This window comes from Natronospira proteinivora, assembly GCF_024170465.1.
In the GTDB taxonomy this organism is placed as follows: Bacteria; Pseudomonadota; Gammaproteobacteria; order Natronospirales; family Natronospiraceae; genus Natronospira; species Natronospira proteinivora.
Window position 1 is genome coordinate 1 of sequence record NZ_JALJYF010000001.1, and the last position, 17,431, is coordinate 17,431.

At 61.6% G+C, this 17,431-nt stretch carries 20 protein-coding genes and 1 riboswitch; of the genes, 10 read left to right on the forward strand and 10 right to left on the reverse strand.

Annotated elements, in window-relative coordinates; all coding sequences use genetic code 11:
- The coding region (locus J2T60_RS00005) for a hypothetical protein (protein ID WP_253443645.1) at positions 1–184 on the forward strand (184 nt) is incomplete at its 5' end.
- Between the two features lie 9 nt (positions 185–193).
- Here J2T60_RS00005 and rnd read toward each other — a convergent pair.
- The gene (rnd, locus tag J2T60_RS00010; protein ID WP_253443647.1) at positions 194–1,339 is read right to left on the reverse strand and encodes a ribonuclease D; all 1,146 of its coding nucleotides are present in this window, start codon (positions 1,337–1,339) and stop codon (positions 194–196) included.
- A gap of 82 nt (positions 1,340–1,421) precedes the next feature.
- Between rnd and J2T60_RS00015 the strand changes: the two genes are divergently transcribed.
- The 3 genes from J2T60_RS00015 to J2T60_RS00025 are packed head-to-tail and all read left to right on the forward strand — an operon-like array spanning position 1,422 to position 3,925.
- Complete coding sequence (locus J2T60_RS00015; RefSeq protein WP_253443649.1) at positions 1,422–1,940, forward strand: hypothetical protein; 519 nt, start codon at positions 1,422–1,424, stop codon at positions 1,938–1,940.
- On the forward strand, positions 1,918–3,312 hold the full coding sequence (gene mpl, locus J2T60_RS00020) for a UDP-N-acetylmuramate:L-alanyl-gamma-D-glutamyl-meso-diaminopimelate ligase (RefSeq protein WP_253443651.1): 1,395 nt from the start codon (positions 1,918–1,920) through the stop codon (positions 3,310–3,312). The genes J2T60_RS00015 and mpl overlap by 23 nt, the downstream gene beginning before the upstream one ends.
- Positions 3,305–3,925 carry a flavin prenyltransferase UbiX gene (locus J2T60_RS00025; RefSeq protein WP_253443654.1) on the forward strand — a complete coding sequence of 207 codons (621 nt, stop codon included), beginning with the start codon at positions 3,305–3,307 and terminating at the stop codon, positions 3,923–3,925. Before mpl ends, J2T60_RS00025 begins: the two co-directional genes overlap by 8 nt.
- Here J2T60_RS00025 and J2T60_RS00030 read toward each other — a convergent pair.
- Complete coding sequence (locus J2T60_RS00030; protein ID WP_253443658.1) at positions 3,922–5,295, reverse strand: amidohydrolase family protein; 1,374 nt, start codon at positions 5,293–5,295, stop codon at positions 3,922–3,924. The two genes, J2T60_RS00025 and J2T60_RS00030, sit on opposite strands and share 4 nt — an antisense overlap.
- Before the next feature lie 155 nt (positions 5,296–5,450).
- Between J2T60_RS00030 and J2T60_RS00035 the strand changes: the two genes are divergently transcribed.
- A complete protein-coding gene (locus tag J2T60_RS00035; RefSeq protein ID WP_253443661.1) occupies positions 5,451–6,056 on the forward strand; it encodes an LON peptidase substrate-binding domain-containing protein in 606 nt (201 codons plus the stop codon).
- A 31-nt stretch (positions 6,057–6,087) separates the two neighbouring features.
- Here J2T60_RS00035 and hemL read toward each other — a convergent pair whose 3' ends face one another.
- The 3 genes from hemL to thiD all read right to left on the reverse strand — a co-directional run bounded on the left by hemL (position 6,088) and on the right by thiD (position 8,944).
- On the reverse strand, positions 6,088–7,365 hold the full coding sequence (hemL, locus tag J2T60_RS00040; protein WP_253443664.1) for a glutamate-1-semialdehyde 2,1-aminomutase: 1,278 nt from the start codon (positions 7,363–7,365) through the stop codon (positions 6,088–6,090).
- A gap of 124 nt (positions 7,366–7,489) precedes the next feature.
- Positions 7,490–8,140 carry a thiamine phosphate synthase gene (gene thiE, locus J2T60_RS00045; protein WP_253443667.1) on the reverse strand — a complete coding sequence of 217 codons (651 nt, stop codon included), beginning with the start codon at positions 8,138–8,140 and terminating at the stop codon, positions 7,490–7,492.
- Entirely contained in the window at positions 8,141–8,944 is an 804-nt protein-coding gene (gene thiD / locus J2T60_RS00050; RefSeq protein WP_253443670.1) for a bifunctional hydroxymethylpyrimidine kinase/phosphomethylpyrimidine kinase, read from the reverse strand.
- Between the two features lie 92 nt (positions 8,945–9,036).
- Here thiD and rd point away from each other — a divergent pair, with 92 nt between their 5' ends.
- Complete coding sequence (gene rd, locus J2T60_RS00055) at positions 9,037–9,201, forward strand: rubredoxin (RefSeq protein ID WP_253443673.1); 165 nt, start codon at positions 9,037–9,039, stop codon at positions 9,199–9,201.
- Positions 9,202–9,278: 77 nt separating this feature from the next.
- Here the strand turns inward: rd and J2T60_RS00060 are convergent, their stop codons facing one another.
- The 3 genes from J2T60_RS00060 to J2T60_RS00070 all read right to left on the reverse strand — a co-directional run bounded on the left by J2T60_RS00060 (position 9,279) and on the right by J2T60_RS00070 (position 11,674).
- Positions 9,279–10,184, reverse strand: coding sequence for a TraB/GumN family protein (locus tag J2T60_RS00060; protein WP_253443676.1), 906 nt, complete (start codon positions 10,182–10,184; stop codon positions 9,279–9,281).
- Between the two features lie 77 nt (positions 10,185–10,261).
- Positions 10,262–10,879: a class II aldolase/adducin family protein gene (locus J2T60_RS00065; protein WP_253443679.1), complete on the reverse strand. Its 618-nt coding sequence runs from the start codon at positions 10,877–10,879 to the stop codon at positions 10,262–10,264.
- Between the two features lie 30 nt (positions 10,880–10,909).
- Positions 10,910–11,674: a phosphodiesterase gene (locus J2T60_RS00070; protein ID WP_253443682.1), complete on the reverse strand. Its 765-nt coding sequence runs from the start codon at positions 11,672–11,674 to the stop codon at positions 10,910–10,912.
- A 100-nt stretch (positions 11,675–11,774) separates the two neighbouring features.
- On the opposite strand from J2T60_RS00070, the gene J2T60_RS00075 reads away from it, so the two are divergent.
- On the forward strand, positions 11,775–12,437 hold the full coding sequence (locus J2T60_RS00075; protein ID WP_253443684.1) for a class I SAM-dependent methyltransferase: 663 nt from the start codon (positions 11,775–11,777) through the stop codon (positions 12,435–12,437).
- A gap of 25 nt (positions 12,438–12,462) precedes the next feature.
- Here the strand turns inward: J2T60_RS00075 and J2T60_RS00080 are convergent, their stop codons facing one another.
- On the reverse strand, positions 12,463–13,029 hold the full coding sequence (locus tag J2T60_RS00080; RefSeq protein WP_253443686.1) for a thioredoxin family protein: 567 nt from the start codon (positions 13,027–13,029) through the stop codon (positions 12,463–12,465).
- A gap of 220 nt (positions 13,030–13,249) precedes the next feature.
- On the opposite strand from J2T60_RS00080, the gene metK reads away from it, so the two are divergent.
- From metK to J2T60_RS00095, 3 genes are all read left to right on the forward strand, one after another.
- On the forward strand, positions 13,250–14,428 hold the full coding sequence (gene metK / locus J2T60_RS00085) for a methionine adenosyltransferase (RefSeq protein WP_253443688.1): 1,179 nt from the start codon (positions 13,250–13,252) through the stop codon (positions 14,426–14,428).
- Positions 14,429–14,443: 15 nt separating this feature from the next.
- Positions 14,444–14,522: riboswitch (S-adenosyl-L-homocysteine riboswitch) on the forward strand.
- A 17-nt stretch (positions 14,523–14,539) separates the two neighbouring features.
- Positions 14,540–15,955 (forward strand): adenosylhomocysteinase, encoded by a 1,416-nt coding sequence (gene ahcY, locus J2T60_RS00090; protein ID WP_253443690.1) that lies wholly within the window; start codon positions 14,540–14,542, stop codon positions 15,953–15,955.
- A 180-nt stretch (positions 15,956–16,135) separates the two neighbouring features.
- Positions 16,136–16,579, forward strand: coding sequence for an acyl-CoA thioesterase (locus J2T60_RS00095; protein WP_253443692.1), 444 nt, complete (start codon positions 16,136–16,138; stop codon positions 16,577–16,579).
- Between the two features lie 35 nt (positions 16,580–16,614).
- On the opposite strand, the gene J2T60_RS00100 is transcribed toward J2T60_RS00095, so the two are convergent.
- Positions 16,615–17,334: an SAM hydrolase/SAM-dependent halogenase family protein gene (locus tag J2T60_RS00100; RefSeq protein ID WP_253443694.1), complete on the reverse strand. Its 720-nt coding sequence runs from the start codon at positions 17,332–17,334 to the stop codon at positions 16,615–16,617.
- Positions 17,335–17,431: the final 97 nt, after the last annotated feature.

The following is a 17,431-nucleotide window of genomic DNA, read 5'->3' on the forward strand; positions in this document are numbered from 1 at the left end:
AGAAAGCTTCCAAGAAGAAAGCTTCCAAGAAGAAAGCTTCCAAGAAGAAAGCTTCCAAGAAGAAAGCTTCCAAGAAGAAAGCTTCCAAGAAGAAAGCTTCCAAGAAGAAAACTCGCCGCCGCTAAGGCAGCGAGTCTTGATCATAAAAAAGGCCGGCATTTGCCGGCCTTTTTTGTGCTTGTAAGGAAAACCTTTAAGCGGTTTTCAGTTTGCCCTCATGCACGGTCAGAGAGAGCCGGCCTTCCAGCAAATCCAGCAGGGACTGGCCTGCCATGGCCCCACGCCAACCCTTGAGGAAGGGCAGATCCCGCTCGCCCTGGATCAGCGCTTCCAGCTGTTTACGGGTGGCCACCTGGGCCGGGCTCATATCGTGTTCGGCGCATCGGGCCCGGAGCAGCGCCATTAGGGCATCCACCGTGGCGTCTTCCTCCGCCGAGAGCCGGTCCGGGCGACTGCTTACCGCCGGTGGTTCGGCCTTGATCCCGGACTGGGCACGTTCCACCAGTACTCGACCGTGTTTTTCACGCACGGCGTTGGGCAGGTCACGCATGTCGGCCATGTCTTCCACCTGGACTGGGGGGCGGCGGGCCAGGTCCACCAGGGCTTGGTCCTTGACGATCCAGCGCCGGGGGCGATTGCGTGCCAGGGCTTCCTCTTCCCGCCATTCAGCCAATGCCACCAGAACAGCCAGCTGACGAGGGCGCAGTTTTCGGTGTCCCTTGACCCGTTTCCAGGCATTGGCCGGGTCCGGCAGATAAAGGGCTTCCCGGGTTAACTGTTCGAATTCCTCATCCAGCCAGGTCAGACGCCCCGAGTCTTTCAGCGCTTGCTGCAATTGCTGATACACCGGGCCCAGGTAGCGGACATCATCGGCGGCATACTCCACGGCGGCCTCGGGCAGGGGGCGGGCCCGCCAGTCGGTCCGGGTATGGCCCTTGGCCAGCTCAACGCCACAGAGGCTCTGGACCAGATTGGCATACCCCACCTGGTCCCCATGGCCCAGCATGGAGGCAGCCACCTGGGTATCGAAGACCGGCTGGGGCAAAGCGCCCCACTCGTGATGAAAGACTTCCAGGTCTTGGCGGGCGGCGTGAAAAACCTTGAGGACCTTGGGGTCCAGCATCAGTGCTTTCAGCGGCGCCATGGCCTCGCCCTTCAGGGCCAGGGGATCGATGCAGGCCAAGTGATCGCCCGCGGCAATCTGGATCAGGCAGAGCTCCGGCCAGTAGGTCTCCTCGCGGATGAACTCGGTATCCACGGCCAGCCAGTCGGCGCCACGGATTCTTTCCACGAAGTCTTTTAGGGCTTCGGCCTGATTGATGAACTCGGTTTCTGCCATGGAGCGGCGTCCCGTTTGGAAAATGAAACAGCGGGAAATGGTAGCATGCTGGCTTTTGACGGGCAGCGAAGGGGCACCACACGTGCGCGACTGGTTTCAGACAGGCTGGCATATCCTGGTGTTTCGGCAGGGCCCGCAGGACCTTCCCCCGGGGCATGGCTGGATGTTGATCGCCTTGCTGGCGTATCTGCTCAGCGGTGCTGTGTTGTCCTTGCTGCGGGATGTCTCCCATCCCATTGCCGGTCTCTTGCTGCTGGATATCGCCATCACCACCGGCTTTTTCATCCTGGTCTTGTATGGTCTGGGACGGAGCGCACGTCTACCCCAGTCCCTGCAGGCGGTGTGGCTGTGTGGTACCGGCCTGAACCTGGTGGGAATGATCTTCGCCCCGGCCCTGGCCGAGCCGCCGGCGGACGGCAGTCTATGGCTGGATATTGCCGTGGTTGTGAGTCTTTCCCTAGTGTTCTGGAGCATTGCCCTGCTGGCCCATATACTGCGGCATAGTCTGGAGTGGCCCTTCCACCGGGCCTTGGCCCTGGCGGTTCTGTATTCCGTGTTTAATATCATGAGTACCTTCTATGTCTTCCCCCCCAATGGCTGATTCGGCCACCGACCGGCATCTGCATATCCTGGGTATCTGCGGCACCTTCATGGGGGGTGTGGCGGCCCTGGCCCGGGAACTCGGCTATCGCGTGACCGGTTCGGATCAAAATGTCTATCCGCCCATGAGCACACAGCTGGAGGCCCTTGGCATTGAGTTGACCGAAGGCTGGGAGGCCGATCAACTGGACCCCGCGCCGGATGAAGTGGTGGTGGGCAATGCCATGACCCGGGGCAAGCCGGTGGTGGAAGCGCTGTTGGAAGGCGCTATTCCCTATACTTCCGGCCCGGCCTGGCTTGCCCGGGCCCTGCTGCGGGATCGCTGGGTGATTGCCGTGGCCGGTACTCACGGCAAGACCACCACCGCCGGTATGGTGGCCTGGATTCTCGAGTACGCGGGTCTTGCCCCGGGGTTTTTGATCGGCGGGGTGCCGGGTAATTTCCCGGTCTCGGCCCGGCTGGGGGAGACGCCGTTTTTCGTGATCGAGGCCGATGAATACGACAGCGCCTTTTTCGATAAGCGTTCGAAGTTTGTTCACTATGCGCCCCGCACGGCCATTCTCAATAATCTGGAATTTGATCACGCGGACATCTTTGACGATCTGGCCGCCATCCAGCGCCAGTTTCATCATCTGGTTCGCACCATCCCGGCTTCCGGCCTGATCATTCGGCCCCGGGATTGCCCGGCCCTGGACGAGACCCTGGCCATGGGCTACTGGACACCCACCCTGTCCGTGAACGATCCGGCCCAAGGGGTGGCGGCCAGCAATGAAAGCGAGGGGGCCACCGCCTTTGATGTGACCGTCGCCGGCGAAGCGGTAGGCCGGGTCAGCTGGTCCATGCGGGGTGTCCACAATCGGGACAATGCCCTGGCCGCCATTGCCGCGGCCCGCCATGCCGGTGTGGCCCCCGCCGTGGCGGTGGAGGCCCTGTCCCGGTTCAAGGGCATGCGTCGTCGTCTCGAATCCCTGGGCGAGATCAACGGCATCCAGCTATACGATGACTTCGCCCATCATCCCACCGCCATCCGCACCACCCTGGAGGCCTTGCCGCCGGGGCGGCGGATTGCCGTGCTGGAGCCCCGTTCCAATAGCATGCGCATGGGAGCCCACCGGGAGGCTTTGCCGGAGGCATTGGCGCTGGCGGACCAGGTCTATCTCTACGTGCCGGCCCATCTGGAGTGGGATGGCCGGCGGCTGGAGGCAGTATTAGGCTCGCGGCTCAAGGTCGCCAGGGAATCCCAAGCATTGCTGGAATGGCTGCCGAAGGAATTGCAGGCCGGGGATCAGGTGGCCATCATGAGCAACGGCGGCTTCGAAGGCATTCACCAGAAGCTGGTTCATCTCTTGCAGGAGCGCAGCAATCATGGCTGAGGACTATCGCGGTGACATCACTCTGGCAATGACCGGTGCCTCCGGGGCCCAGTACGGTTTGCGACTCCTGGAGTGCCTGCTTCAGGGCGGCCATCGGGTTCATTTGATGATCTCCAAGCCGGCCCAGGTAGTGATCGGCACGGAGACCGATGTGGCATTGCCGGGACGACGGTCGGAGATGGCCCGCTTTCTCAGTGAGTACGCGGGCGTCTCCCAGGACCGGCTGCGGGTCTATGGTCAGGATGAGTGGACTTCACCGGTGGCCAGTGGCTCCGGTGCCCCCGCCCGGATGATCGTTTGCCCCTGCAGCACGGCCACCCTGTCCAATGTGGCCATGGGGGCCAGCCGCAGTCTGATTGAGCGGGCTGCGGATGTGGTGATCAAGGAGCGGGGCAGACTGGTGATGGTGGTGCGGGAGACGCCCTTCTCCGAGATCCATCTGGACAATATGAGTCGTCTGGCCCGGATGGGGGTGACCATCCTGCCGGCCAATCCCGGTTTTTATCATCGGCCGGATTCGGTGGAAGCCCTGGTGGACTTCGTGGTCGCCCGAACCCTGGATCAGCTGGGTATTGATCACCAGCTGATGGCGCGTTGGGGTTCCGGCGACTAGTCGTCCCCATCCCGGGCATAGCGTGCCTCAATGGCCCGCAGCCCCTCACCGATGGCTTCCTGGTCCAGCCAGTGGGTGGTGGTCATTACCCCTGCCGGGTCCCGCAGATGGTCCAGATCCTCCAGCGGGTTGCCCCGCAGCAGGACCAGCTCAGAACGCATCCCTTCCTGAACCTGACCCCATTCCCTTTCCTGACCGAAGAAGCGGGCCGGATTCACCGTGCCGCTGCGAAGAATCTCATAGCGGCTGAGTCCGGCATCTTCCATGATGGCGATTTCATGGTGAATGGAGAAGCCGGGGACATTGAATATCTGGGGGGCATCCGAACCCAGTAACAGTTCCGCGCCGGCATCCCGCAGGGCCAGCAGGAATTGCTTGCGAGTCTCCACATAGGCTTGGGCGGCTTCGCGGTCGTAATCATCGGCCGACTGGCTGTCACGAACCCGATCAATCCAGCTGTTTATCATGTCCTCGGGCAGATAACGGAATTCCGGTCGCTGCTGGCGAATCGTTTCCGGATCCTTGATCAGTACATTGTGCATCAGGGTTTCGGTGGGGACGTTCCAGACACCCGCCTCCCGGGTGGCTTCGGCGATGGCTTCCAGCCGCTCCGATTCAGCATGGGGGGCCAGGCGATAATCAAAGAAGCCCGGCTCGCTTTCTTCCACCACTGCCGAGGGGACCCAGGCGCGTGGATAGCGGTCCAGATGATCGATGCTGGCATAGCCGGCCTCCAGGGCCCGCTGGATGCCCACATCCACCGGCACATGGCCGGCAAAGGGGATGCCGGCCTCATCGGCGGCCTTGGCAATGGCATCGAACTCGGCGCGGGTCAGGCCCGGGTGAATCTTGAGAAAGTCATAACCGGCGTCGGCCTGTTCCCTGACCATGCGGGCGCCATCCTCGGGGCCATCCACACTGTTGCCGTTCAGGGAGGGGCCGGAGGTGATCAGCCGCGGGCCGGTGATCTCCCCCTCGGCCAGGGCCTGGCGCAGGTCCAGGTGCCAGGGCTCGCCCAGCATGCCCCGGGCCAGGGTGATGCCGTTGGAGAGATACAGAAAAAGGATATCCTCTCGCAGCTGCATGGGCTGGTCCTCACCCGGCACATGGGCATGCATCTCCGCCAGACCGGGCATGAGGTAGCGGCCCTGGCCTGAAATCACTTTGGCCTCTTCGGGCAGGTCCTGCTCGCCACTGGGATGGATGGCCTGGATGCGCCCGTCACTGATGAAGACATCCTGCGATTCCACCACCCGTTCTTCATCCATGGGCAGAATGTTGACCTGCTGGATCACATAGGGATCACCCTGGGCGGCCCCCATGGGCAATAGACCGATGCTGAGCATCAGCATGAGAATCAGATAGCGCATGGTGTCTCTCCTTGCTGGCAAGTCCTTCCAGCATAGCCGACATCCGCCTCGCCACCAGGTTCCGGAACCCGGTGACCATATGTTATTCCAATAGGGTGAGGGCAGGCCACTTCGTGGATTGTACTGAGCGAAAATAAATCAGGGAGAGGTGAACGGTGAGCGACGAGAAAAAAGAAATCCCCCTTTTCCCCCTGAAAACGGTGCTGTTTCCCGGTGGGCCCTTGAGTCTGAGAATCTTCGAGCCCCGTTATCTGGACATGATCAGTTACTGCATGAAGCACGATGCCGGTTTCGGCGTGGTGCTGATTCAGGCCGGGGAAGAGGCCGGCGAAGCCCGGTTCCACAAGCTCGGTACCCTGGGGCGGATACGGGATTGGGATCGCCTTGAAGACGGTCTGCTGGGCGTGACGGCCCTGGGAGAGGCCCGTTTTGAACTGCGCGATACCCACCAAGCGGCGGATGGTTTGTATTGGGGGGCCGTGGACTGGCTGGAATCGCCACAAGCCGCGCCCTTGCCCGGGGCGTTCGGGCATCTGGCCCAACTGCTGCGTCAACTATTGCCCCAGCTTCCCGCACCCTGGCGGCTGGTGACCCCCCGTTATGACGATGCCGACTGGGTCGGCTTTCGACTGGCCGAGATCCTGCCCATCAGCCTGACGGACAAACAGGCGCTTTTGGAAATGCGCGACAGCCGGCAACGCCTGGAGGCCCTGCAGGGATATCTGGAGCATCGTGACCTCTTGGACGAAGAGGATGCCTGAGTTCTGGCGGTGGGCCGCCCGCCGGCCAGGCTTATAGCCTGGCCATGACGGTGCGGGCCGCGTCCACCGTGGACGCGATGTCTTGTTCGCTGTGAGCCGAGGAGACAAAGCCGGCCTCGAAGGCGGAGGGGGCCAGGTAGACGCCTTGTTCCAGCATGCCGTGGAAGAAGCGTTTGAAGCGATCCTGGTCACAGGCCGAGACCTGGCTGAAGCGGCTGATGGGGCCTTGTTCATCGGTGAAAAAGAGGCCGAACATGCCCGGCACCCGATTGATCCGCAAGGGGATGCCGGCTTCCCGGGCTGCCTCCAGCAGGCCATCACACAGCTGGGCGGTGCGCTGGTCCAGGCGGGCGTGGAAACCCGGCTCGCTGATGATATCCATCATGGCCAGACCGGCGGCCATGCCCAGGGGATTCCCCGACAGGGTGCCGGCCTGATAAACAGGGCCCATGGGGGAGAGATATTCCATGATCTTTTGCTGGCCGCCCAGTGCCCCCACCGGCATGCCACCGCCCACGATCTTGCCCAGGGTGGTCAGATGGGGGGTGACACCGGCCCATTCCTGGGCCCCGCCCGGGGCCAGGCGGAAACCGGTCATCACCTCGTCGAAGATCAACACCGCCCCGTATTCTTCGCAGACCGACTTCAACCCTTCCAGGAAACCCGCTTCCGGCGGGATGCAGTTCATATTGCCGGCCACCGGCTCGACAATGATGCAGGCGATCTCATCGCCCTTCTCGGCGAAGGCTTGGCGCACCGCATCCAGGTCGTTATAGGGCAGGGTCATGGTCAGATCGGCCAGGCCGGCGGGTACGCCGGGGCTGTTGGGCACCCCCTGGGTGAGGGCGCCGGAACCGGCCTTGACCAGCAGGGAATCGGAATGGCCGTGGTAGTTGCCCTCGAACTTCACCACCCGTTCCCGGCCGGTGTAGCCGCGGGCCAGGCGGATAGCGGTCATGGTGGCTTCGGTGCCGGAATTCACCATGCGGACCCGTTCAATGGAAGGCACCAGCTCACAGATCCGCTTGGCCATGGCGGTTTCCACTTCCGTGGGCGCGCCGAAGGACAGGCCCCGGCTGGCGGCCCGCTGGACCGCCTCGATCACCTCGGGGCGGGAATGGCCGCCGATCATGGGTCCCCAGGAGCCCACATAGTCGATGTAGGCGCGCCCGTCACTGGCATGCACCCGGGCGCCCTGGGCGCTCTCCACGAACAGGGGCTCGCCACCCACGCCGGTGAAGGCGCGAACCGGCGAGTTCACGCCGCCGACAATGTATTGTTTGGCTTCTTCGAACAGGGGATGGGTCATGGTCTTGTCCTGATTTTGTCTTGTCCTGATTTTCCGGTTTTACAGCGGGTTCAAAACGGGTTCAAAAATCCGCGCTTATCCTAACAGCGTGGCCCAGTCCCGGCCCAGGCCGGCGTGCAGCGGTCTAGTCACCCGAGGCCGAGACGGCGTCATTGAAGGCGCGGTCAAGGGCGGCGACATTATCTTTTGGGGCCCCACGCCAGACGGCGCCGATCACTGCGGCCAGCCGGGCGCCGGTGGCGGCCACATGTCCGGCGTTGGCCAAGGCAATGCCGCCGATAGCGCAGATGGGGCGGTCCAGCTCCCGGGCCGCCATTTCCAGCAGGGGCAGGGGGCAGTGAACCGCATCGGGTTTGGTGTCGGATGGAAAGACACTGCCGAAGGCCAGGTAGTCGGCCCCCTCGGCCGCGCCCTGTCGGGCCCGGTCCAGTTCGTTGTAGCAGGACAGGCCAATGATGGCCTGGTCCCCCAATCGCGCGCGGGCTTCGCCCAGGTCCCCGTCATCGCGGCCCAGATGGAGGCCGTCGGCGGCGATCGCCTCGGCGAGGGCCAGGTCATCATTAATGATCAGGGGACGGTCATGCTGGCGGCAGAGGGTTTGCAGGGCCTCGGCTTGCCGACGCCGTTTGCGCGAATCACTGCTCTTGTCCCGATACTGGATCATGGCCGCACCACCGGCCAGGGCCGCGCTGACATCCGCCAGCAGGCGTTTATCGTCGGCATCATGGTGGTCGGTGAGCACATAAATGCCCCGGGGGATGGACGGGCTGGCCATTTAGCGACCCCGGTCGTCAGTGTCGCTCAGGCGGTTGGGAATGTACTGGCCCTTGCCCAGCCGCCAGCCCTGCTTGAGGGCCTGCCAAGTCCATTCCTGGGCGCGGCTGACCGCATCGGCCGGGGCATGGCCATGGGCGATTTCGGCGGCGATGGCCGAGGCCAGGGTGCAGCCCGAGCCGTGGTATTGATCCGGCAGTCGCTCCCAGCGGAAATCCTGGCGGAAGTCGTCCGGGCCGAAGAGATGGTTGTCGACGGCCGGCGTTTTCTCGTCCGCCCCTTTCTGCAGGACCCAGGGGGCGCCCATGGCAATCAGTCCATCGGCCCGCCGGGCCAGGGAATCCGCGTCCGGCACCAGGGAGCGGGCCTCGCTGGCATTGGGTGTGACCACCGTGCTCATGGGGATCAGCTGGGTCTTGAGGGTCTCGATCAGGTCTTCTTCCGCCAGCCGGGCCCCGCCGGCGGCCACCAGCACTGGATCCAGCACGATGGGCAGCTCCGGGTGGCTCTCCAGCACGTCTGCCACCGCCCGGCCCACCTCGGCATTGCCCAACAGGCCGATCTTGACCGCCGCCACCGGCAGGTCATCCAGCACCGTGGCGATCTGCTCCGCCACAAGATCCGGGCTGGCCACCTCCACCCGATAGGCGTTGAGGGTGTCCTGCACGGTCAGGGCGGTGATCACCGGCGCCGGGTGGCAGCCCAGGGCGGAGACGGCCTGGGTATCGGCCGTCACCCCGGCACCCCCGGAGGGGTCGTTGCCGGCGATGATCAGAACAATCGGTGGTTGGTGTTTGTCAGTCATGACGCCATTATAACGCACAGGACTTGGCGTCCATCCCCTCCCGTGGGAGAATTCGCCGCCATCGCCCAGTCGTCGAAATCTTTGAGGTCAATATGAAAGCATATATGTGCGTTATCTGCGGATATGTCTATGAGGAAGAAAAAGGCGATCCCGAGTCCGGCATCGAGCCCGGCACCAAGTGGGAAGACGTGCCGATGAACTGGGTATGCCCGGATTGCGGGGCGGGTAAGGAAGACTTCGAGATGATCGAGATCTGATCGCGGCTATTAATGTTCAGCCAATCAAAAAAGCCGGCCCAAATGAGCCGGCTTTTTTTTGCGGTGTGCGGTGTGGGTCAATAGCGACTGACTTCGTAGCCGGCTTCCCGCAACAGGTTTACCACGCCTTCGTCACCCACCATATGCAGTGCACCCACGGCGACAAAGTGGTCCTTGTCGCTTTCGTTCAGGATGCGGGTGAGATCGTCCATCCAGTTGTGATTGCGGTCGGTGACGATGCGCTGATAGACCTCCGGGTAATCGGAAAAATCATCCATGAGCGCGGCTTCCAGCTCTTCCAGGCTGCCGGATTCCCAGGCATTGATCAGTGCTTCGATCTGGGCTTCCATGTCATCGATTTCTTCCAGGGTCTGCATCAGGAAGTCCACCTGGATCTCTTCATCCAGATCATCGAAGAGGCTGAGCTGGTACTGCATGGATTCCAGTTCCACGATGGACTTGTGCTCGTCCCCGGCACGGTTCAGGAAGTAGCTTTCCACGCCATGCTCGGCGGTGTAGCCCATACGCTCGAATTCGGACACGGTGAGCACCAGGGCAATCAGCCAGGGGCGCAGCATGCTCATCTGGTCCAGGTCGTAGCCATTGGCGGAGGCCAGCTCGCTGGCCCGGGCATAGCGTTCCTCACCCAGCACATCCTCCAGGGAGACACCATCCGGCAGCATGCCGGTATTGATCATCATCTGCTGCTGGACTTGCTGGTCTACATTGACGGTGTCAATTTCCACCACCAGGTACTGGGCCTGTTCGAAGGCCTCTTCCACTTCATCGGCCAGGGGGTAGTGGTCCTCGGTGAGGACATGCACGGTGCCGAACAGCCAGACGGTGTTGTTTTCACCTTCCACCTTCCAGAAGCTGGGTGCCTTCTCGGACAGGTCGGCATCGTCGGCCAGTACCGGCGCGACAAAGGTAAAGGCCAGGAGAAGGGCCAGGCCGATCTTGAAAAGACTCAATCGTTTCATCATGGTTCACATCCCTTGCTGCTGCATTGTCATGGGACAGAGTATACCTCTGCAGGGGGGCGTTCTTCAGTGAGACGGCTTCAGGCCAGCAAATCATCCAGCGTGAGCAGGCCGGCCTGGAGGGCCACAAATGCCGTTCGGGCCGATTGCTCCAGAGAACAACTCCACTTGTAGGCCCTGTCCAGGTTTTCTCCCCGGGCGTAAAGACCGTGGCCCCGAACGATACAGATGGGGGCTTCACTCAATGCCTCGGCGACCCGCTGGGGGGCTTCTTCGGTGTATCGTTCATAGGCTACATCCAGTACCGGGACCCGGCCAAAATACAGGCTCCCCTCGAAATCCGGGGGCCGGAAATCGCCGCCCTTGAGGGTCAGGCCCACGGCATGGTGGCCATGGCTGTGAAGCACCGCCCCAATATCCGGCCGACTGGCCTGCACCGCCAGGTGCAGGGGCGCATCCAGTGAGGCCCCGTCAGGGATGGCCTGGCCTTCCCGGCAGGCAATCAGGGCCTCGGCTTGCAGGGTGTCGGCACAGGCGCCGGCGGGGGTGACCCAGATGGTCTCGCCATCCTGCACCGAGGCATTGCCGCTATGACTGTCGTTGTAGCCGTTCTGGCGGAGCAGCCGGTAATAGAGGATCAATGCGAGCCTGGGATCATCGGGAATGGCCGGATTGTTCACGCTGGGATCGATGTGCATAGACTCGGTTTGCCGGGCAAAGACCCATGATTATGCCTCAATGGCTTCCGGCAATTCGACCAGCTCGTCCTCGATCTGTCCATCGTCCCCCAGATAGAGCAGGCGATAGGCCGGGGGTGCGTCCGGGTCCACGGCAAAACCTTCGCTGCCCGGCAGGAACTGGGCGCAGGTGGAGGGGGTCCCGATCAGTTCCAGGTGCTGGTGGCGCCTGCGGGTATTCTGATGGGCATGTCCCCAGATCAGGGCCTTCACATGGGCGTGATTGGTCAGCAGATCCAGCAGGGCCTGTCCGTTTTTCAGGCCTACGGTATCCAGCCAGGGGGTGCCCACCGGGATGGGAGGATGATGCACGGCCACCAGCGTGGGCCGGCGATGGTTCTTTTTCAGCCGTGCTTCCAAGGACTGCAATTCACTGTCGGCTACATGGCCGGCGGCGGAGCCTGGCAGGTGGCTGTTGAGCTGCATGATATCCCAGCCGTTGAGCCGGACCTGGGCGTCCAGGCGGAAAGGGGGGCGGGAAAGGCTGGCTTCCAGCAGGTCGGGCACATCATGGTTGCCGGGCAGGCATAGAACGGGGACGGAAAAGCCGCCGAAATACTCGATGAAATGTTCATAGGCCGCGCTTGTTTCTTCCTGAACCAGATCGCCGGTGACCAGAATGGCCTGGGCGTCAGAATGGTGCCGACGCAAGTGCGCCAGCACATGACTCAGGGTGGCGGCTGTCTTGGTCCCGCGCAATGCACCCTCTCCACTCGCAAAGAGGTGGGTATCCGTGAGGTGTATGATTTTTTCCATGTTCGGGACCCCTAATCCCGGCCAGCGGCCCTTAAAATCTAGCATACGCCAAGGCAGGATACTGTGACCGATTACTCAGTTATTCAATAGAGGGTTCATTATGTCCAACAAGACCACTCCGGTCAGTGATTTGTTACATGATTATTTATTGGATATCTCCCTGCGGGAGCCGGATGTCCTCAAGCGGCTGCGGGAAGCAACGGCCCGATTGCCCGAGCGCAATATGCAGATCGCGCCGGAGCAGGGCCAGTTCATGCAGCTCCTGCTGAATCTGATGTCTGCTCGTCGTTGCATAGAGGTGGGGACGTTTACCGGTTACTCAACCCTGGCCATGGCCCAGGCCTTGCCGGAGGATGGTCGCCTGCTGGCCTGTGATGTCAGTCGGGAGTGGACCGATATGGGCCGCCCCTACTGGGAGGAAGCCGGCGTGGCCAGTCGTATTGATCTTCGGATTGCCCCGGCCGAAGACACCCTGAAAGCCGAATTGGAGGAAGCCGGGGGCAATGTCTGGGATTTCGCGTTCATCGATGCCGACAAACCTGCTTACCCGCGTTATTTTGATCTCTGCCTGGCCCTGCTGCGTCCAGGGGGGCTGATTGCGGTGGACAATACCCTTTGGGACGGCAAGGTCGCCGATCCGGCGGTGAATGACGAGGATACCCGGGCCATCAGGGCCTTTAATGAAGACTTGCTGTCCGACGAACGGGTAGAGATAAGCCTGGTGCCCATCGGAGACGGGTTGACCCTGGCCCGCAAGCGTTGATGCTGCCGCCTCTGGATCCGCTTGCTCAGCCGGTCTCCCGCCACTTGATGGAGCAGCCCATGCTGGGGGTTTGATCCTCGGGTTCCGGGCCGATACCGGTACGGGCAATTCGGATCATGGCCTCGTAGAGTTCGCGCGGGGTGTCGTCGCTGCGCCGGTGACGGCCGCTGGCATCCAGCCTGCCCCGGTATTGGAGCTTGAGATCAGCGTTAAAGCCGAAGAAGTCCGGGGTGCAAACGGCCCCGTAGAGGCGGGCCACGTCCTGGCTCTCATCCAGCAGATAGGGGAAATCGAAACCGGCCTCCTCGGCCAGGGCTTTCATCTTGTCAAAGCCGTCTTCGGGGTAGGCCTCGGTGTCGTTGGACATGATCGCCACGCTGTTCACACCGTGGGCTTGCAGGTCCCGGGCGTCGCGTACAATCCGATCCAACACGGCCTGAACGTAAGGGCAATGATTGCAGATGAACATGAGCACGGTGCCGTTTTCGCCCCGGCAGTCCTCCAGGGCCCATTCCCGGCCATCCACGCCGGGCAGGGTGAAATCCGGGGCCGGTCGGCCGAAATCGCAATCAGGGGTTTCCAGGCGGGCCATGCTTGATCTCCTCTGAAGGGCACTGGGAAACTGTTGCCAAGCCTCCCTGTAAGCCGTGCCATGGTCAAGGGGGGAGGCATCATCTTATACCGTATTTCTATGAAGCAATGGTCGAGAAAACGTGACGGGCCTTGTAGAATGGGGCATTCTGTGCGTTTTGGCTCAATTTGGCCCCCGGGGTGAGCCCGGGTGTCGCCACAACCCCAGGAGATGACCTGGCATGTCGAAAAACTATCTGTTCACTTCGGAATCGGTGTCCGAAGGGCATCCGGACAAGATTGCGGATCAAGTCTCCGACGCGGTGCTGGACGCATTGCTGGCTGAAGACCCCCGGGCCCGGGTGGCTTGCGAGACCCTTGTCAAGACCGGTTTCGTGATCATTGCTGGTGAAATCACCACCAGCGCCTGGGTGGACCTGGAAGACCTGGTTCGCAAGACCATCGTGGACATCGGCTATGACAGCTCCGAATTGGGCTTTGATGGCCATACCTGTGCGGTGATGAATGCCATCGGCAAACAGAGTGAGCATATTGCCCAGGGCGTGGACCGGGCATCCGAAGAAGAACAGGGCGCTGGTGACCAGGGCCTGATGTTCGGTTACGCCAGCAACGAGACCGATGTCCTGATGCCGGCACCGATTTCCTTTGCCCATCGCCTGGTGCAGAAGCAATCGGAAGTGCGCCGCGCCGGCAAGCTGAACTGGCTGCGCCCGGATGCCAAGAGCCAGGTGACCTTCCGTTACGAGAATGATCGTCCGGTGGGCGTGGACACCGTGGTGCTCTCCACCCAGCACGGGCCGGATGTGAGCAATGAACAGCTCCGCGAGGCGGTGATCGAGGAGATCATCAAGCCGGTATTGCCCGCCAAGTGGATCGACGACAAGACCCGCTATCTCATCAACCCGACGGGCCGCTTTGAGATTGGCGGACCGGTGGGCGATTGCGGTCTGACCGGCCGCAAGATCATTGTCGATACCTATGGCGGCATGGCCCGTCATGGGGGCGGGGCCTTCTCCGGCAAGGACCCCTCCAAGGTGGACCGTTCCGCCGCCTATGCCGCCCGCTATGTGGCCAAGAACATTGTCGCCGCCGGGCTGGCGGATCGCTGCGAGATTCAGCTGTCCTATGCCATTGGCGTGGCCGAGCCCACCTCCATCAGCGTGGATACCTTCGGCACCGGGCAGGTGGACGACGAGAAGCTCACAACCCTGGTCCGGGAGCATTTCGATCTGCGTCCCTACGGCATTCTCAAGATGCTGGATCTGGTGCGGCCCATTTACCAGGCCACCGCCAGCTACGGCCACTTCGGCCGGGAAGACGGGGATTTCCCCTGGGAGAAGACGGACAAGGCCGAATTACTCAAGGATGCGGCCGGGCTCAAGGCCGCACGACAGGCTTAAGTTTTGATGCAAATCCGGGTCGAGGAGCGTTGCGACGGGTCAACCCGCCAGGCTCGACACAGGGATGCAATTGTAGGAACGGCGCTCGCTTCAGAACGATGGAGTTAAACTATGAACGCTGTGGTAACAAACCGTAAAGACGGCGATTTTCACGTAGCCGACCTGTCCCTGGCGGATTTCGGTCGCAAGGAAATCGCCATTGCCGAAACCGAAATGCCGGGGCTGATGGCCCTGCGCGAGAAGTACGTCCAGGAAAAGCCCTTGAAGGGGGCCCGCGTGGCCGGTTCTCTGCACATGACCATTCAGACCGCGGTGCTGATCCAGACCCTGGAAGCCCTGGGTGCCGAGGTCCGCTGGGCCTCCTGCAACATCTACTCCACTCAGGATCATGCCGCGGCCGCCATTGCCGATGCCGGCACCCCGGTATTTGCCTTCAAGGGCGAAACCCTGGATGAGTACTGGGAATTCACCCATCGCATCTTCGAGTGGGAAGGCGAGGGCGCCAACATGATCCTGGATGACGGCGGGGATGCCACCCTGCTGATCAACCTGGGTGCCGAGGCGGAAAAAGATCCCTCCGTTCTGGGCAATCCCGGGAGTGATGAGGAAAAGGCCTTGTTCGCCGCCATCAAGAAGCGGTTGGACGAAAAGCCGGGCTGGTATGCCAAGGTCAAGTCCCAGCTGAAGGGCGTGACCGAAGAAACCACCACCGGGGTGAACCGCCTGTATCGCATGCAGAAGGACGGCACCCTGGATTTCCCGGCCATCAACGTCAACGATTCTGTGACCAAGTCCAAGTTCGACAACCTCTATGGTTGCCGTGAATCATTGGTGGACAGCATCAAGCGGGCCACTGATGTGATGGTGGCCGGCAAGGTCGCCGTGGTCTGCGGTTATGGCGATGTGGGCAAGGGCTCGGCCCAGTCCTTGCGTGGCCTGGGTGCCACGGTGTGGATCACCGAAATCGATCCTATCTGTGCCCTGCAGGCATCTATGGAAGGGTATCGCGTGGTGCGGCTGGAAGATGTGCTGGATCAGGTGGATATCTTTGTCACCGCCACCGGCAACTTCAACGTCATCAGCGCCGATCAGATGGCCAAGATGAAAGACCAGGCGATTGTCTGCAACATCGGTCACTTCGACAATGAAATCGATGTGGCCGGTCTCAAGCAGTACGACTGGGAAAACATCAAGCCCCAGGTGGACCATGTGATCTTCCCCGATGGCAAGCGGATCATCCTGCTGGCCGAAGGGCGTCTGGTGAACCTGGGCTGTGCCACCGGCCACCCCAGCTTCGTCATGTCGGCCAGCTTCACCAACCAGGTGATGGCCCAGATGGAGCTGTTCAACAAGCCGGATGAGTACGACAACAAGGTCTATGTCCTGCCCAAGCATCTGGACGAGGAAGTGGCCCGTCTGCATCTGGACAAGATCGGTGCCAAGCTGACCCGCCTGTCCAACGAGCAGGCCGACTACATCGGCGTGCCCCAGGAAGGGCCCTACAAGCCGGATTATTATCGCTACTGATAATTAAGTCGGCTTGGCAGGATCAGGAGGGGCCCGGTTTCGGGCCCCTTTTTTGATTGAGCTTGTAGGAGCGGATTTATCCGCGAAGGCGTTCGGAGGCCGCGAGGCGTTCTAGTCAATCGCGGATAAATCCGCTCCTACGGCGCGTTCATCCTCCCCGTTTTCCAATGGAGCGCAAACATGTACGAGAAGGAATACGAAATTCGCTGGGTGGATCTGGACCCTAACGGCCATATGCGCCACAGCGCTTATCTGGATTACGGTGCTCAGATCCGTCTTTCAGCCATGGCTGAATATGGTTTGAGCATGGTCGAGATGGCCAAGCAGGGTGTTGGTCCGGTGCTGTTCAAGGAAGCCATCGAGTATCGCCGCGAGATTCGCGGTGGCGAGACTATTCGGGTAGCGACAGAACTGAGTGGCCTGTCGGTGAACGGCAAGCATTGGCGCATGCGTCACTTGATCAAAAAGGCCGATGGGGAACTGGCTGCAGTGATCGAGGTTCAGGGGGCGTGGTTGGATCTCAAGGCCCGCCGCGTGGCTCCGGCGCCGGAGACGATCCAGGCCATGGTGGGCCGCATGCCGCGATCCGAGGATTTCGAGGAATTCGATTCCAGCAAGCGCTGATGGTGCGGGCCTTGCCGACTTGATTCGGTCCACCTTTAGGTGAGGCTCACCTCATTGCCGATCTCCAGTTGGAGGCTGTCGGCCGCGCTGGCCTGATTGATGGCGATCTCCACCAGGCCCATGGAATTGCAATACCACAGGGGTTCGCCCGGCGGTACGCTGGAAAAGGTAAAGCCGTGGGACAGGGGCCGCCCCCCGACCGTGACTGTCTGGTCTTCCTGCAAGCGACCGGCAGGTATGCCGGTGACGCAATTGCCGTAGCCATCAATGTAGATGATGGAGGCTTCCGGGCAATGGGCCTGGATCGGGTCATAAAGGGGGCGGGCACCGATGGCGGTTGGGCTATAACCGGCGGCCAGCTGTCCAGCAAAAGGGGCAAACAGGTCGCGGCCATGAAAGCTGCTGGAAAGGGGGGCGGGATGCCAGGTAATCTCCCACCATTGGGCCGACGCATCGGTCTCGGTCACGCTGCTGAGCAAACCGTTATCCGGGCCCACGAACCAGATGCCTCGACTCTCGACGGCTACCGGGTAACGGGCACTGCCCACACCCGGGTCGACGACGGCCAGACAGATGTCGCCGGGTAGAAATTGCCGGGATAAGGCGCTTAGCAGCCGTCCGGCGGAGGCCGGTTGAAAACGGGGAGCGTCATGCATCAGGTGGATGAAGGGTTGATTGCTGTAGCGCCGGGCGGCGGCTTCCAGCTCACCTTGATAGGGCCCCTGGTGTTGAAAGTCGGTAAATGCGAACAACATGCTGGTATCCTTCTTTGGCCGGTTCAAAGCGCCGTTACACAGGATTCATTCGGATAGTGTAGCCTTTAATGATTAGGGGGAAGGTACCGCTCAACTG

Bases quoted from the DNA above. Each gene is read 5' to 3' on its own strand.
- rd (WP_253443673.1), top strand. From the start codon at position 9,037: ATGAAAGCATATATGTGCGTTATCTGCGGATATGTCTATGAGGAAGAA.
- metK (WP_253443688.1), top strand. From the start codon at position 13,250: ATGTCGAAAAACTATCTGTTCACTTCGGAATCGGTGTCCGAAGGGCAT.
- J2T60_RS00095 (WP_253443692.1), top strand. From the start codon at position 16,136: ATGTACGAGAAGGAATACGAAATTCGCTGGGTGGATCTGGACCCTAAC.
- thiE (WP_253443667.1), bottom strand. From the start codon at position 8,140: ATGGCCAGCCCGTCCATCCCCCGGGGCATTTATGTGCTCACCGACCAC.
- J2T60_RS00100 (WP_253443694.1), bottom strand. From the start codon at position 17,334: ATGTTGTTCGCATTTACCGACTTTCAACACCAGGGGCCCTATCAAGGT.
- thiD (WP_253443670.1), bottom strand. From the start codon at position 8,944: ATGACTGACAAACACCAACCACCGATTGTTCTGATCATCGCCGGCAAC.
- J2T60_RS00070 (WP_253443682.1), bottom strand. From the start codon at position 11,674: ATGGAAAAAATCATACACCTCACGGATACCCACCTCTTTGCGAGTGGA.
- J2T60_RS00080 (WP_253443686.1), bottom strand. From the start codon at position 13,029: ATGGCCCGCCTGGAAACCCCTGATTGCGATTTCGGCCGACCGGCCCCG.
- J2T60_RS00025 (WP_253443654.1), top strand. From the start codon at position 3,305: ATGGCTGAGGACTATCGCGGTGACATCACTCTGGCAATGACCGGTGCC.
- J2T60_RS00030 (WP_253443658.1), bottom strand. From the start codon at position 5,295: ATGCGCTATCTGATTCTCATGCTGATGCTCAGCATCGGTCTATTGCCC.
- J2T60_RS00075 (WP_253443684.1), top strand. From the start codon at position 11,775: ATGTCCAACAAGACCACTCCGGTCAGTGATTTGTTACATGATTATTTA.
- hemL (WP_253443664.1), bottom strand. From the start codon at position 7,365: ATGACCCATCCCCTGTTCGAAGAAGCCAAACAATACATTGTCGGCGGC.
- mpl (WP_253443651.1), top strand. From the start codon at position 1,918: ATGTCTTCCCCCCCAATGGCTGATTCGGCCACCGACCGGCATCTGCAT.
- rnd (WP_253443647.1), bottom strand. From the start codon at position 1,339: ATGGCAGAAACCGAGTTCATCAATCAGGCCGAAGCCCTAAAAGACTTC.
- ahcY (WP_253443690.1), top strand. From the start codon at position 14,540: ATGAACGCTGTGGTAACAAACCGTAAAGACGGCGATTTTCACGTAGCC.
- J2T60_RS00060 (WP_253443676.1), bottom strand. From the start codon at position 10,184: ATGATGAAACGATTGAGTCTTTTCAAGATCGGCCTGGCCCTTCTCCTG.
- J2T60_RS00065 (WP_253443679.1), bottom strand. From the start codon at position 10,879: ATGCACATCGATCCCAGCGTGAACAATCCGGCCATTCCCGATGATCCC.